We start from the raw sequence: 14,477 nt of genomic DNA on the forward strand, positions 1-14,477 counted from the left end.
GAAATGCCATTATCCCATAAAAAATTATTTTAAACCTATACAATCCGCTCAAGTGAAAACAATATTTATCCTACGGTGTGAAGGGAAAATCATGCTGTCCATCTTCCTTAAATCAGAGCTAAATTAAAAAATACGTATCCGAGCGACTTGGACACACAAGTGTTAAAGTCACTGCAGATACGTATTTGCCTATTACTGAAAAGATTGAAAACGGCTTTAGATCTATATTCTCGTTATATCAAATGGTGAGCAAGCCACCAATATACGCTTTAAAAATCGCATATATCAAGGTTTAGCCAATGCTACCTTCCATTTCGAATTTGATTAATTTTGCTCGAAATGGCACGAACTGATTAACAATAAACCCGGTCAAACCTTTGATATAAAGCCATTCCTTCAAATGGGTTAAAATGGTTTATAATTTCAACTTGGCATGGACTTGGCACGGTGATGGCACGAAAATTCACTTAGTAACCATATATTGAAAGGACTAGGAGTACTTTTCATTTACTCATAAAACGTTTGGTTCATAGGGAGTTTTTCATGTTAATCTGCCAATAGCAGCAGCTACTTAAAAGTGGCTGTTTTTTCTTTTATATCTCTTCCCCTATTTGAAACCTACTCTCAAAGAGAATACCCCTGTCATATTTGAAGGATCACCTTCTAAGATACCTACATCATAAATGCATTAATCAATCCCCTAAGTAAGACTATTTATCACCATTTTGATACTTATTAACAACAAAATGATACTTATTATCGGTCGTCATTTAATAGGAATCATATGATAATAAATTCATGGATAATAACATTTTTACCCAATAGCAGGATAACACCAAATAACTAAGGAAGGAAAATTGTTTGTATATCTCTAGAAAAAATTATCCGAACATTACGAAATTATCAACCGATTTATAGGAGGAGTAAAAATGTCTGTGACAAATAATGAACAGTCTATTCTAAAACTTGCAAATAACCTAGTTAATAACATTTCTGAAAGTGAACTAAGCATATATGACGAAATAACAGTCGGAGACCCTAACTATTGGATTCCGTCAAGAGAATTAGAATTATTGTTGAATGAAAAACTTTGCGGCATAGACCTTGGATCCTATCCGAATAGAACCCGTTCTAAAATTGTTAAGCAATTAGTTTGTAAGGCTATTGGTTATCCTTGTCCTAGTTCATTTAAAAAAACTAAGCCTAGGTTCCCCGGACAGAATTTTGATGTCGCTACTCAGAAGTCAAATAACTTTCAACCTGTAAATGAAAGTATTTCACCATCTCGACGTTATGTTCTCATTCGTCCTTCAAAAGATAATATAATTCAAAAAGTAAGAGTAGTACCTGGTACGATGCTGGCTGCATTAGATACTACTGGCAAATTAACAGTGAAACATCAAGCAACTTTGCATATTAATCAAAATACAGCAACTGAATTGGTTTCACAAGAGGATACCAATGTACTAAAACCCTTAGTCTCAAGCACAGTTTCTATCCCTAGTATAGTAAGTCCGATTGATTATCCTTCTAGAGATTGTATAATGTCCATACAGACAATATACGAAAAACTAAAAACAGTTGTAGGTAAATCTTTTAATGATGCGGGAATTGACCAAGAAAGGAATAGAGGAGCTCAATTACACAATTTAGTTTGTCAAAGTCTTGGTTATTCCTCTTATAAAGATGATGGTAGATTTCCTGATTTAACACATCAACTTTTGGAAGTTAAGCTCCAAACCTCTCCTACCATTGATTTGGGATTAGATGTACCTAGTAGTATTGAAAAATTAGAACTTCCTCAGATTGATGGAGTTAATATTAGAGTTTGCGATGTAAGATATGCAATATTTTATGGTTCAATCGAAGATGGGAAAGTTACTATTACAAATTTTTATTTAACTACAGGAGAGGACTTTTTCAGTCGCTTTCCCCAAACCCAAGGAAATGTACAAAATACAAAGCTACAGATTTGGCTAAAAAAAGACTTCTTCGATTAAATTTATAATTAGTAGATCAAATTGTAGCCACCTATATTTCAAATCTGATTTTAAAATAAAGGGTAAGCTGTCGATAATCTCGACAGCTTTGGCTAGTTTATTTAGCTGTTAGTTTTAAGAAATTGCTCAATTAAAAGCACCTGTTCGTTATTTAAATTGAACATCCTATACACGAGTTGGTTTAAATTTGATTCATTTCTTTCAACATCTTCTCCATTTAATATTTCAGAAACAGTGTTAACAATCTCAATCACAGTATTTAAATTATCGTTATTTACTTTCGGTACAATCCATTTATTTATATTTGAAGAAGTGTATCTCACTTTCTTTGAATAAAGACTGCCACTTATTGTTTTTTGGTAAAACTCCAAGACATTTGAGTTACATAAACCTAATAAAAAATATAACGATTGTTGCTCTGTCAATTGTTCGTCTGCAAAACCATCCTTTAAATAAATCCAGAAAATAGAGCCTAAACAAATAAACCCATTTGTATCAAGTGCGAAATTATTTTTTTCTGAAATGTCCTTTGTCACAATTTTAGGCTTCGCAAATTTTTCTAGATCGTGAGGTACCCAGATTTCATACCATTGTCTGGTTTTTGATTTTGTAAGATAATCTCTACTCTTCAATATTTCTTCATGCTCGTAAATATACCTTTTAACATTAGGATATAGGTTTATATCAACTGCTACGCCTTTTCCATTTTCCATTTTATGCGGATACAAAATGTAACGATCATTTTTATTCTCTTCCGACCAATTTACATGCCACTTGTCAACATTGTCTTTTCTAAGTATAGGAAAAATAACATCTTGTTCAAATCCTCTTTCCTCAACAAATTGTTTTGTCATAGGGTCGACAAATACTTCGTTTGGATTTGGTTTAACCCCAACACATACATGAGCAACTTCCTTCATTTTATAATGAGGCATGGATTCGATATGTGACTTAATGTTTGCTTCATCAAAAGATGAGAAATTCCAAGTAGAATTTTTCTTTGGTGTGTTAACCACAGCATGTGAAATTTCAACCTTCATATCCCTACGATTATTATTAATTTCAATTTGCTCTGTAATATTCTTTTTGTCTAGCTTCAAACCAATTATATAATCAAATACATTATTTAGTTTTTTATCAACGGATAAATCATTATTACTTTGTTTAATAGAAGTGTAAAGCAAAGTATCACTTTTCTCTTTATTCGTTTTTGTTGCAGTTAATATTGCTGGTAAGACTGCTGCTTCAAAAAATTGTGTATCATGCAAATCAACCAAATGTTCTATTGTTGTACTTTCTAATAAAAAATCTCTAATCCCAACACCGTAATTTGTGGTTAAAAATTTATTGCTGGTTATTAGACTTATTTTACCCCCATCTTTTAAGAGGTTTACTGCCTTCTCCATAAAACATACATATAAATCAAATCTTCCCGTTGCGCTTTGGAAATTGTCTTTTATATATTCTCTTGTATTAAGAGGCAACCTATGGAGTCTTATATAAGGCGGATTTCCTATTACATAATCGTAAGCGTTATTTGCTAAAAATGGAGAACAATCATTAAATAATGAAGGTTCCTCAATTGTATTTCCAGCAATAACTGGAACTTCATTCAAAAGAAGGGGAATATCATCATTATCTATATCAACAAAGTGTTCTTTTAATTTCAAAATGAACCTAAATTTTGTTATTAACACGTTAAAAGGATTAATATCGATTGCGACTAATTTTTTCTCTTCAATAAGCTTTTGTTTTACTATTTCGAAGGAAACCTTACAGTCACTTAAATACCTTTCAAGGGCTGTTATTATAAACACTCCCGAACCAGCACTTGGATCAATTAACTTCCTATCTAACAAATTATTGTTATAACCTATTTCATCTAACATAAAATTAACTATTTGAATAGAAGTAAACTCAGTTCCAGAACTTTTTCTGGACAAACTACTGACTAAATCTGTGTATAATGTTTCAAAAAAGGCATGGGTCTTTTCATAATCCCCGACTTTAAATTCAATATCAATAATATTAAGAAATTCGTTTACATTAAAATCTATATTAGAAGATGGTAAATTAAGTGTTATTTCCTCATTTGCACCAATTACCTTTTTAAAAACCAAAATACTAATAATTTCAACAAAACAATGGAATACCTTCATCTTTGTAGAAGGTTCTAAACTCGACAATGCATCTACATCGTTTAAAAATTCAACATCTTCCTCACTAATATCCCTATAATAATCACCTTGATATAATTCATCAATTTTATTTATATTATCAGTCAATATTGATAAGCCTTGTAATAATTCATCCCTAGATGATATGTTCTTTATTTCAATTACTGAATTCATGAATTAATGCTTCCTTTCTCCAATCATTAAGAAGGTTCAAGTATTATTATACACGATGTCTGGACAATCTTTTATAGCTTTTTTTCCTTCATTTCTTTCAATAATTTCCCTCAATATTTGAAGACTTTGATAAGAGATTTAAATCGACGGCTTTCCATAAATATAAGCAAGGAATTGTATAAAACGGTTTCCACATTTTGGAAGAATCTTCTAGTACCTCTATTCCATTTTTATCACTCTGGCTGTATAACCATAAAGATGCTCTTTGTAACCCTTGGTCACCTAGTGGTAATACGTCCAACCTACCTAATGAAAAAATCAAAAACATTTGTGCTGTCCAAACTCCTATTCCTTTAACCTCAGTAAGAATTTCAATAACCTCAGAGTTACTATAGCTATGTAATTGCTCAACATCGAATAGATTAGATTTAATCCTCGAACACAAGTCTCGAATAAAAGAAACTTTCCTTAATGAAATCCCTAAATTCCGTAATTGTTCGTCTTCCAGAACCTCGATGGAAGTTATATTAATTTGACCTTCTACAAGATTTCTTAGCCTAGATATTATTAATGCTGCAGTTTTTGCTGATAATTGTTGACCGATAATGGATGTTACCAACTGCTCGAAATTATTTTTATTAACATTTAGTTTTATATCACCTATTAATGAAACTAATTGTTTCATTTTTACATCTCTTTTACAAATTTCCTTTGTTTGCTCCTCATGTATATTAAATAAATAAGTCAACTCTTGCTCTAGCCCCTTCCCCATATATTTTCTTTATTAACACTATTGGAATTATACCACAACTGAAATACTTTTTATCCTCTGAGTGATACTCATTAACATCAAAGTGATACTTATTTTCGGTCGTAGATTTTACATAATCGGTAGATAATAAATTTATGAAGGACAAAAGGATTCCCTTATCAAAGCAAAAAGAGATTGAACAACAATTCTTACAAGCTTTAGGAAAAAAAATCAGAAAACTACGATTCGAAAATGACAATATGTCGCAGGAAGCATTAGGTCTTGAGTGTAATCTTGACCGCACCTATATCGGTGGAATTGAAAGGGGGGAAAGAAATCCCACTGTATTAAACCTAAAAAAAATTGCCGACGCTTTGGGTGTTTCTGTGGAACAGTTGTTTTCTGAAGGCTCGAAATAGTTACAAGAACGGAGTGGAAGATATGGTATCACCATTAGCTATAAATATTAAAAATAACATTGAATCAAGTGATTTAACTATTTATGACGTTATTACAATAGGGGATCCAAATTATTGGATTCCTTCAAATGAATTAGAAGAATTATTAAGTAAACGATTAGTAGGTCTTAGCCTAGATGGGCTTCCATTAAGAACACGTTCCAAAGTTGTAAAAACAGAAGTTTGTAATGGACTCGGATATCCTGTACCAAAGTCGTTCAAAAAAACCCAACCCCGCTTTTTAGGTCAAAACTTTGATGTATATACTCAAAAATCAAATAACCTACAAATATGGAATGAGGAGGTTTCTCCTGCACGCCGATATGTACTAATTAGAATTTCAGAAGATGATGTTATAACAAAAGTAAAAGTTGTAACTGGAGATGTTATCGCTGAGTTAGATAAAACTGGTACATTAACTCAAAAATACCAAGCAAGATTAGTCGCTATTCCTGACAACATTAAACTATTATCAGAATCTGATACCAAGGACATGATGGATATTATTTCAGATTTCTATGGCTTTAACAAAAGTACTTCACCGGCTGATTACCCGCAGCCTGGTGAAATAATGCCAATAAATGAAGTTTATCAGCGCCTACAATCAATAATCGGAAAGAAGTTCCCTTATTTAGGTGCCCTCCAAGAAAGAAATCGTGGAGGAATGCTTCATAGTCTAGTTTGTAAAGCATTAGGATATTCAGACTTCAAAGATGATGGTCAGTTTCCTGACGTAAAACATCAACTTTTAGAAGTAAAACTTCAAACCTCACCCACAATTGATTTAGGATTATTTTTACCAAGCAATGAAGAATATTTAGATATTCCGCAAATAAACGGTCGATCTATTCGTATGTGTGATGTACGTTATGCAATCTTCTATGGTGATATAGAAAATGATGAAGTACGTATAAAAAAGTTCTATTTAGTAACAGGTATGGATTTCTTTCAACACTTTACTCAATTTGGAGGAAAAAAGGTAAATAAAAAATTACAAATTCCTTTACCATCTAATTTTTTGTGATACAGCAATAAACTAATTTATTTAAACGCCAGCAAGAAAGTTGGCGTTTAAATAATTAGCCTTAGTAATAAATTTTCAAATAAGTCCTCTCACTTTTGTGTTATTCAAAAAGGTTATTAATGCATTCGCTATCTCGTTCATAAATTTGTCGAAAGGAATCAGAGGAACCTTGCCGAAAACCTCTAAGGTGGAGGTGAATTTATGTCAACAAAACTAATAACTGTTTCAAGGGCTCAAGCTGAGATAAAAAGGCTACAAGCATACATAACTTTGGTGGAGGAATATCAGGTAGATACTTTGGAAAAATGGATTATAAAGGAGTATGCTTACACGAACAGCATTGCAGAAGTTGTTAAAAGGGCAAATGCCAAAGGTATAACCCTAGACCAATCCTATGCAAAATCAGTTTTAAAAGGCAAACCAAGCGATGAGCTTCATAAAATGTTGAGGTCTGGCTATTTCGCACGTTTGAAACCTAAAAAAGAGAGGATTTACTGACTTTAGCCCATTCTAGGTACGGATGCTGCTCTTTGATTTTTTACTTACGCCTATAAAAGTCCATTTTTTATGGTCTGAATTTTATTACCTATCTTATAAAGAGCAGCCTTTAGATAATAGAAAGAATACCATCACGATGACAGTCTAATTCAAAATCTCGACCTCGACAACACTTTTAAATGTTACCCGTTCAAATTCTCCAGGTTTCACTTCAATCCGCACCTCATCCGTTATTGGATCGACGTAATGGACACGACCAGTAATGTCGTGAGTAAATCCGTCATCCCATACGGTTAGCTTTATCGCATGATTGTATTCTGTTGCGTATGCAATTCGAAGATCAAACTCTTCCTTCTGGTTTTCGTCTAAAATTGGCATAGCAGTCCGAGATTGATCCTTGAACATTTCGCTGGTCATTTCGAATACAAGAGGTATAAAAGAAGCCGACTGCCATTTAATTTTACCGCGGTCACGTATTTTCAAAATGAATCATCTCCTTTGATACCATTATATACGAACTAATGTTCCATATGTGAATAAATTTAAAGACCACCTTTACAGCGGTCATTAGATTTCTTATTCAATTAAAGCTCACTTGGAAGAAAACCCAAGCCATATTATGAAGTCAATTTTATTTCCTTTATTTAGGAGGTTCTAAAACTTTGAACCAAAAATCATTTTTATAGTTCTTATTTACAACGTAATACTTGTCCGCATGAAATCTCGTTTTTCTATTGATGCTATCGACAATACCCATATCAACGTTTAGATACATTGGTAATGGTGTATGCGAAATTAATATTGCTTGATTTGGTGATATGGGCAATGTAACCTCAACACTTCTATATCCCAACCCAACGGAGCGATAAAATGGTGGTCTTTTATAAGCTTCTGGGTCAAACCAGACACAAGGATCGTCAGAGGTAATAAATCCAACTTCATCATCAGTATTCAAAATGGATAGTTGCATTTTTTTATAATGGTTAAATTCTGCATTGATCCTTGGTATCATAATTGTCTGCATTGGTTCTTGTTGGAATTTTTCCACTTCATCTAAAGAAAAAGAATGACCATCCTTATTTAACGAACCAATAGATTCCAAGGCTTTCCTTTGCTCAGGAGTTCCATTCTCATAGGATTGTTTTAGCATATTTCCTAACTCTACAACTTTGCCCCACTCTGAAGACAAATGTTCTTTACTTGCTGCTGTTCGGTTATTCATCGCTGCAACGAAAATTAGTATGTAGTATCTCTCTTCTAATGAAAGTTTCTGTTGGGATGCTAATTTATTGTCCCTTATTAAAGCGAATTTTCCTTCAAGACCTGACAGCCCATGTTCAATATCTAAAATTCGATTCCCATTTTCATCAACAATGGTATACATATCTGATTCATAAAATATATTTTTGGGATTTTTCCTTTTGACGGATTCTCCATCAGCACTAAACATCCATACGTATTCATCATAGCCATCTGGAATGTTTGGGTCACACCAACTCTCCAGATAAGATTGGGGAATATAATGCTGTTTTTTATATTTCATTATTTTCACCTACAAAGAATTAATATAAATATTTTACCATAAATCCCCAATCAATTGATGGATAATATCGATGTCAAATATAATTAATCTCATGACGATTCACACATACCTTCTGTGCAAAAAAAAGAGCAGCTACTTTTTACATAGCTGTCTAAAAAATCGGAGGTTTGGGTATTTCACTTTTTATCCTTACATCTTTCATTAAATCCAAAAAAATACATGAAAGCATCACGCAGAAAAATTCTTCTTCCGCCACCGGTACCCAAAGCGAAGCCCGCTCATTTTATCAGGGGGGGCTATGCTAGTTCTTTTTGTAATAAATTTTTTAATGTGTTTTCAATATCAGTTGTATTATTGATTTTTCCGTATTTGGATTCATATTGTTGAATCAGATCTGGCTCCAATCGAATCATAAAAGCCCGATAGCTTTCTTTCCTCCGTTGTTCCCTTCGTCGTTCATCTTGTTCCTTCTGATCCTTAAACGTCTGCTTCACCTTTGTCCAAACCAATGCTCTTACAAACTCCTCAAGCGTCATCCTCGCCTTGTTAGCAGCTTGATCCAATGGTTCCTTTACTTCCTTATTAAACTCAAGCGTTAGCCAATCCTGTGGATCTTTCTCTGTTTGTGGTTGGATTAATTCATCCACCTTATCAAAGCCTTCAATCGCTGTCCGAGCAAAGGTTTTATACCCTTGGCTATTTATATGGCAAGCAGAGATAACCGCATTATATTCCTCCTCCGTTATCCGTACCTTAACTTTCCCATCATAGGGCTTCTCTGCAGGTTCTTCTTTCTTATGCCATATCCAGCCACGCTTTTTTGCTTCATTACTTTCAAGTTTCTCTTTTGTAATTTTCATTAGTCTAGATACCCACTTTCAATTTCATTAGATTTAATTGTGCCGCCATCTTTTTTGCTTTATATGAAGTTGCCTGACCTCTACTAGCAATGCTTAAATCCGGCTGCGCTCCATCATCAAACAGTATTTCATCCACAAAGCCATGTCGTAATGCCTGTTCCGGTGTTAGCCATGTTTCATCATCAAGCATTGCCAATAGCTCGGCTTCCGTTTTCCCTGTCTTTAATCGATAGGCATTTGCCAGAGTTTGATTCACGTTCTTTAACACGCCTGACATATGATTCATGTCCCTGTAATCACCGCTTGCGCCATTAATATGGGCATTGTGAACCATAATCTGCCCCACAGGGGTAATTCGCACCACGTCCCCAGCCATAGCAATAACTGATGCAGCACTTGCCGCCAAGCCGACAATATTGACCGTTACACGCCCTCCATTGAGCGAGTAGGCTCTTAAAGCAGAATAGATTTCACTTCCGGCGAATACGTCTCCCCCACCAGAATTAATATCCACTTCCACAGGTTGACCATTAGCCTCGGCAAGTTGGCTGTGAATCATTTTAGGACTTGTTGCTTCTATATCAAGCCATTCGTAAACGGGATAATCATTGTTTGAGACTATAGCGCCTTTGATCATGATTTTTTTCGCCATTTAGTTGTCCTCTTCTTTCCTCAGTAAAATGTCGGGACGGAAGGCTCGTATTTCATTGCTTCTCTCGCCTCTATTTCAAGTTGCTTATTTCTCAATTGTTCTAGTTCAAATAAGGCTTTTTCTTTGGGTGTCACTGGCTGCTTTTCTTCATTCGTTTTTGCTTCCAGTGCTTTTTTCAGATACCAATTGTTCCGATACTCCTGTATTTTTTCAGGATTCTGCTTTCGATAGTTTCTCATATATTCTCGATGGTAAGTCCGTTTCGCTTCTTTGATTAATTTAAGTTCATCCATAACACACACCTCACCTCGTATTATTTATCGTTTATCATTAATTTTATTATTCCAATCAGGTTAATCACTTATGCTTTAAGGCATCCTATTAATACTCCTTTATTGAAGATCTTGATCATTTTTTATCACCGCCAAAACATAAAGACCAGTGCCGATATGGAACTGGTCTTTTAATGCAAGCCGATTTAATAGAAGTATACAAAACTAATCACAAACCACCTTAATACTAAATTCCCTTTGGTGCAGGAACCTTCAAAGCCCCTTTTCTTTCGCCCCATTGTTTCACCAAATCAAGATATTTTCTCTCATCTTGGCATACTTGTTTAATAAACTCATAAACGTTTCTTGGCATCTCGTTTTTCCGTTCTTCGATATAAGATTCTGTTTCAAGAATATAAGCAATGTTTATACCATTATTCATTATGTATCAGACTCCTTTGTTTTTGTATTATGCGACTAAAAAGCCACTTAAATGCTATAAATAAAGGGTTTTGGGCATAATAATAAAAGTGTGTTCTCCATAGTTAACATTCAATATACACAATCCACCAACAAAAAGGACTTACTACATAAAGTAGGTTCTTTTTTTAGTAGCACGCATGGGGGCTATCGTAATTTATATCTGTCTTTTGAATAGTAATTTTTAAATTCATATATCTTTGCTCCTTTAGGCTTGCAGGAACCACAGTAAAGCAATCCATTCACACCATGAACCCATGCTTTTTCCAGTTCCATTGCTGATATTTGCAACATTATTTCCAGTAATTCATCAGCTGGATAATAATCTTCTATGTAAATTGAAAAATCATCGTTGCATTTATTACAATAGAAAGTGTGCTGCATTTAATCTTCACTCCTTTGTTACAAAATCCTAAGCAATATGTAACCCTTAACCCCATACTCTCTCATGGGTTTTGACCTTCAAAGTTACAAGTTACAAGTTATTTGCTAATTCTATTTTTCACTTTTATTTTTATTTTTTTATCGATTCGCTCTTCTTATCAAAAGTAATAATAGATAAAATATATTTACAACATTTAAAATATATTTTGTAACTTGTAACTTTTTTAATGAAAACCTAGTAATGCCAAGGATTTGAATGGGTTACATTTTGGTTGTATTTTGGTTACTTTTTATTAGTAATGTAACTTTTTATCCCTTCTTTTTTTCTTCTTTCTATTGCTTTTCTTTGGCATCTGCTTCTTCTTTAGCCATATATACTCTTGCAGTTTTACCATTAATTTTTTTGGGATAGACAACTAGATCAAATTCTTTTTTCAATGTTTCTTGAAAAATACGAGAACTTATTGCTGAATCTACACCGAAATTTTCTTCAGCCCAAACTTCATATTCTCCATAAGCTTCAGGCGCTCTTTTACCAATAAAATGATGTTTATCATAATCATGAAGAAATGCTAGACAGTTATTATTAGTTTCATGATAATCTTTATTAAATTCCTGCACTTTTTGACATTCGGTAAAAACACCATTTTCATATAATCGTTTGTAGGCTTCAATGATCAATTTCAGCCAATATTCTAACGCTTCATTAGTAGTTAATTTTGAGATAAATTTAGGATCTTTTTTTCTAGGAACACCAAACATTGGCAGCCAATCAACACGGCGTTTGTATGCTTCACTTTTTTCAAAGCTTTTTAGCAAATGATTAGATGTAAATATTAACGATGTCGTCATAACTACATCTAAGGATTGTTTGAATAACTGCCTTATAGCTACAGAATCACACGTGCTGATATTCTTCAAAAGCTTCATTTGCTTATGATTAATTGGTATATCGTGAATGTCATCTCCGAGATTAACTAGTTTACCTTGCATTGAATAAAAGTATTGTTCTTTTGTCATATCCTCAATAGAAAGAGATGAACAATTTTCTGCACCAATTATTTTTCTAATAATGGTCATCAACGTCCCTTTCCCGTTTCCACCACCACCAACAAATATAAAAAATTTCGCTAAACTACGTTTAAAATCTGGGTCTGTAATCAAAATATGAGCCAATGATTCAAGAATTAAATCCTTATACAATTTATCTCCATCAGTTAAAAAATCTAGATATTCGTCAACAATGGGAACAGGTACTGCATTTTGTTCATATTTAAGATTAATAAAATAAGGGGTAAATTCTTGATAATCTACCTCATAAAACTTACCACTTCTCAATATGCCGTTTTTTAGTTTTATATCCCAACCATTTTCAGGCGTCTTTTTATTAAACAACTGATATTTCATTTGTTTAATAATTTCATCGATAAATCTAGTTGGTTTTCCTAGAACTTCACGTGTAACGATAGGAATAAAATCATCATCATTAATTGATACAAATTTTTGACCATCGTTAGTATATAAATTTCCTCCAAACTTATGTACTTTCAATCTCTTAATCAGATCTTGAGCAATTTCGAAAGGATCATTGCTTGTTGTTCCTATATTGCCCTTATCACGAATGATATTTTGAAACTCCTTTTCGTCTAAAGAAGTTGCAAGGATATGATTGTTAATAAACCGCATTATGCTTTGCCATTGATTTAAATTGTGAATCTTCATTCTATGTTGAAAAAGTGCTTGATTCCGCCCTTCACCTTCATCCATTCCAAGTAGGCTTTCCAATTTCCGATTTATAAAAAAGAAATCAGGTAAATCTTCACGGAATCCCTCATTTTGAATTGTTCGCATTATGCCATCTTGCTTAATGCAAACCCCATGCGGTGTATTTTTTACGTGCTTATATTCGACTTCAAAACCAAGTGGGCACACTTTTTTGCTACCTTTAAAACCTTTTGGCTTTTTGTAATAAAAATGCGCCCCTCTATTTGTCCATACAATTTGTGTATTGATATTGAACATACTGATGATTTTTTCAATCAGATTTTTTCCGATATTGTCAACATCGATAATTAAATCGTTTTCGTTCAATAGATAACCTGCGTCATCAAAGACATCAGGAGTATCTGCTATTTCAGCGTTTCTTGCTGCATGTTTTCCACCTTCAACATACTCGATATACATTGCTTGCATTCGTGATGTTCTCCTTTACTTTCAAGTTTACTCGAAATCCACACTTCCACCTTTTTTCCTAACATCTATTGACCAATGATTGATATATTCCTCTACTTCTTTACGATTAAATAACCATTTCTTGCCCACTCGCATGGAAGGAAAATTCGGATTATATATAAATAATTTTTCTACCGTGGGTCTACTTAACGAAAGCATTTTACAAAGTTCCTTGGTGTCTATAAGCAACATTTGTTCTTCAATTTCTCCTACACGTTTACGAACTTCTTCTAAAAATAGTTCTTTTAACTCTTTTTCATCTAAAGAAATATTAAGCATCTGTTTATTCCTCCTTAGTTGTTTTACGTTATTTCAATTGTAAACATTTGTTTAAAAAAATTTTTTTGCAACATTTTACAATAACTATTATTGACATTAAAAACATTCAAAATAAGGTACTCTTTCTGTCAAAAAACTAGTACCTTTTCTGACAAAAACCTGTCATTAAGTGTTAAAAATAACATATAAACATTTGTTTATAATTACTGTAATATATTGTATAATCTTAATGAAAGGGAGTGATATTAATGGATTTTAAGAATTATCTCAAAACAAAAAGAGAGGAAAAAAAACTATCAATGAACAAGCTTGGTGAATTATCTGGCGTTTCAGCTATGTATATTTCACAAATTGAAGGGGGGAGACGAGTAACGCCGTCACCAAAAATAATAGAAAAATTGGCAGAAGGTTTAAATGAACCATACGAGGATTTAATGATGGTAGCAGGATATATTCCTGCGGAGGATCATATCGTGGAATTACGAAGAAGCATACAAGGGGAAAACATTGAAACTCGTAACCCAATGCCACCAGAGGCAGAAGAAGAAGGAGAAGAACAATTTGATCTTGATTATATATTAGATTCCAATCACAAGATATTTTCTCAGGACAGGCTTCTAACTAGTGAAGAAGTAACAAAAATAAAAAGGATAATTGAAATCATGTTAAAGGATTGAAAGGGGAAAAAACAGC

Annotated in this window: 16 protein-coding genes; 5 read left to right on the forward strand and 11 right to left on the reverse strand. The window is 33.3% G+C overall.

Features of this window, described 5'->3' with window-relative positions:
- Positions 1–929: 929 nt before the first annotated feature.
- A complete protein-coding gene (locus tag CWO92_RS16660; protein ID WP_101355339.1) occupies positions 930–2,000 on the forward strand; it encodes a restriction endonuclease in 1,071 nt (356 codons plus the stop codon).
- 101 nt (positions 2,001–2,101) lie between these two features.
- Here the strand turns inward: CWO92_RS16660 and CWO92_RS16665 are convergent, their stop codons facing one another.
- On the reverse strand, positions 2,102–4,351 hold the full coding sequence (locus CWO92_RS16665) for an Eco57I restriction-modification methylase domain-containing protein (protein WP_101355340.1): 2,250 nt from the start codon (positions 4,349–4,351) through the stop codon (positions 2,102–2,104).
- 97 nt (positions 4,352–4,448) lie between these two features.
- Positions 4,449–5,036 (reverse strand): DNA-3-methyladenine glycosylase family protein, encoded by a 588-nt coding sequence (locus CWO92_RS16670; RefSeq protein ID WP_165786696.1) that lies wholly within the window; start codon positions 5,034–5,036, stop codon positions 4,449–4,451.
- 221 nt (positions 5,037–5,257) lie between these two features.
- Between CWO92_RS16670 and CWO92_RS16675 the strand changes: the two genes are divergently transcribed.
- The 3 genes from CWO92_RS16675 (at position 5,258) to CWO92_RS16685 (ending at position 7,082) form a co-directional block, all read left to right on the forward strand.
- Complete coding sequence (locus tag CWO92_RS16675; RefSeq protein WP_101355342.1) at positions 5,258–5,521, forward strand: helix-turn-helix domain-containing protein; 264 nt, start codon at positions 5,258–5,260, stop codon at positions 5,519–5,521.
- 22 nt (positions 5,522–5,543) lie between these two features.
- Positions 5,544–6,584, forward strand: coding sequence for a restriction endonuclease (locus tag CWO92_RS16680; RefSeq protein WP_101355343.1), 1,041 nt, complete (start codon positions 5,544–5,546; stop codon positions 6,582–6,584).
- 201 nt (positions 6,585–6,785) lie between these two features.
- Positions 6,786–7,082, forward strand: coding sequence for a hypothetical protein (locus CWO92_RS16685; RefSeq protein WP_101355344.1), 297 nt, complete (start codon positions 6,786–6,788; stop codon positions 7,080–7,082).
- Positions 7,083–7,226: 144 nt separating this feature from the next.
- Here the strand turns inward: CWO92_RS16685 and CWO92_RS16690 are convergent, their stop codons facing one another.
- From CWO92_RS16690 to CWO92_RS16730, 9 genes are all read right to left on the reverse strand, one after another.
- Complete coding sequence (locus tag CWO92_RS16690) at positions 7,227–7,565, reverse strand: YolD-like family protein (RefSeq protein WP_101355345.1); 339 nt, start codon at positions 7,563–7,565, stop codon at positions 7,227–7,229.
- Between the two features lie 157 nt (positions 7,566–7,722).
- The gene (locus CWO92_RS16695; RefSeq protein WP_101355346.1) at positions 7,723–8,625 is read right to left on the reverse strand and encodes a DUF4238 domain-containing protein; all 903 of its coding nucleotides are present in this window, start codon (positions 8,623–8,625) and stop codon (positions 7,723–7,725) included.
- 296 nt (positions 8,626–8,921) lie between these two features.
- Positions 8,922–9,485 carry a hypothetical protein gene (locus CWO92_RS16700; protein ID WP_101355347.1) on the reverse strand — a complete coding sequence of 188 codons (564 nt, stop codon included), beginning with the start codon at positions 9,483–9,485 and terminating at the stop codon, positions 8,922–8,924.
- Between the two features lie 4 nt (positions 9,486–9,489).
- The gene (locus CWO92_RS16705) at positions 9,490–10,137 is read right to left on the reverse strand and encodes a head maturation protease, ClpP-related (RefSeq protein ID WP_101355348.1); all 648 of its coding nucleotides are present in this window, start codon (positions 10,135–10,137) and stop codon (positions 9,490–9,492) included.
- Between the two features lie 20 nt (positions 10,138–10,157).
- Positions 10,158–10,430 (reverse strand): hypothetical protein, encoded by a 273-nt coding sequence (locus CWO92_RS16710; protein WP_101355349.1) that lies wholly within the window; start codon positions 10,428–10,430, stop codon positions 10,158–10,160.
- A 226-nt stretch (positions 10,431–10,656) separates the two neighbouring features.
- The gene (locus CWO92_RS16715) at positions 10,657–10,851 is read right to left on the reverse strand and encodes a hypothetical protein (RefSeq protein WP_101355350.1); all 195 of its coding nucleotides are present in this window, start codon (positions 10,849–10,851) and stop codon (positions 10,657–10,659) included.
- A gap of 185 nt (positions 10,852–11,036) precedes the next feature.
- A complete protein-coding gene (locus CWO92_RS16720) occupies positions 11,037–11,273 on the reverse strand; it encodes a hypothetical protein (protein WP_101355351.1) in 237 nt (78 codons plus the stop codon).
- Positions 11,274–11,606: 333 nt separating this feature from the next.
- Positions 11,607–13,466, reverse strand: coding sequence for a DUF5906 domain-containing protein (locus CWO92_RS16725; protein WP_235851624.1), 1,860 nt, complete (start codon positions 13,464–13,466; stop codon positions 11,607–11,609).
- A gap of 27 nt (positions 13,467–13,493) precedes the next feature.
- Positions 13,494–13,784: a helix-turn-helix domain-containing protein gene (locus CWO92_RS16730; RefSeq protein ID WP_101355352.1), complete on the reverse strand. Its 291-nt coding sequence runs from the start codon at positions 13,782–13,784 to the stop codon at positions 13,494–13,496.
- A 248-nt stretch (positions 13,785–14,032) separates the two neighbouring features.
- Between CWO92_RS16730 and CWO92_RS16735 the strand changes: the two genes are divergently transcribed.
- Positions 14,033–14,461, forward strand: coding sequence for a helix-turn-helix domain-containing protein (locus CWO92_RS16735; protein ID WP_101355353.1), 429 nt, complete (start codon positions 14,033–14,035; stop codon positions 14,459–14,461).
- Positions 14,462–14,477: the final 16 nt, after the last annotated feature.

This window comes from Heyndrickxia camelliae (genome assembly GCF_002844575.1).
GTDB classification, from domain to species: domain Bacteria; phylum Bacillota; class Bacilli; order Bacillales; family Bacillaceae_C; genus Margalitia; species Margalitia camelliae.

Coding starts and splice junctions, on each gene's coding strand:
- CWO92_RS16660 (WP_101355339.1), top strand. CDS start 930: ATGTCTGTGACAAATAATGAACAGTCTATTCTAAAACTTGCAAATAAC.
- CWO92_RS16665 (WP_101355340.1), bottom strand. CDS start 4,351: ATGAATTCAGTAATTGAAATAAAGAACATATCATCTAGGGATGAATTA.
- CWO92_RS16670 (WP_165786696.1), bottom strand. CDS start 5,036: ATGAAACAATTAGTTTCATTAATAGGTGATATAAAACTAAATGTTAAT.
- CWO92_RS16675 (WP_101355342.1), top strand. CDS start 5,258: ATGAAGGACAAAAGGATTCCCTTATCAAAGCAAAAAGAGATTGAACAA.
- CWO92_RS16680 (WP_101355343.1), top strand. CDS start 5,544: ATGGTATCACCATTAGCTATAAATATTAAAAATAACATTGAATCAAGT.
- CWO92_RS16685 (WP_101355344.1), top strand. CDS start 6,786: ATGTCAACAAAACTAATAACTGTTTCAAGGGCTCAAGCTGAGATAAAA.
- CWO92_RS16695 (WP_101355346.1), bottom strand. CDS start 8,625: ATGAAATATAAAAAACAGCATTATATTCCCCAATCTTATCTGGAGAGT.
- CWO92_RS16700 (WP_101355347.1), bottom strand. CDS start 9,485: ATGAAAATTACAAAAGAGAAACTTGAAAGTAATGAAGCAAAAAAGCGT.
- CWO92_RS16705 (WP_101355348.1), bottom strand. CDS start 10,137: ATGGCGAAAAAAATCATGATCAAAGGCGCTATAGTCTCAAACAATGAT.
- CWO92_RS16710 (WP_101355349.1), bottom strand. CDS start 10,430: ATGGATGAACTTAAATTAATCAAAGAAGCGAAACGGACTTACCATCGA.
- CWO92_RS16715 (WP_101355350.1), bottom strand. CDS start 10,851: ATGAATAATGGTATAAACATTGCTTATATTCTTGAAACAGAATCTTAT.
- CWO92_RS16720 (WP_101355351.1), bottom strand. CDS start 11,273: ATGCAGCACACTTTCTATTGTAATAAATGCAACGATGATTTTTCAATT.
- CWO92_RS16725 (WP_235851624.1), bottom strand. CDS start 13,466: ATGCAAGCAATGTATATCGAGTATGTTGAAGGTGGAAAACATGCAGCA.
- CWO92_RS16730 (WP_101355352.1), bottom strand. CDS start 13,784: ATGCTTAATATTTCTTTAGATGAAAAAGAGTTAAAAGAACTATTTTTA.
- CWO92_RS16735 (WP_101355353.1), top strand. CDS start 14,033: ATGGATTTTAAGAATTATCTCAAAACAAAAAGAGAGGAAAAAAAACTA.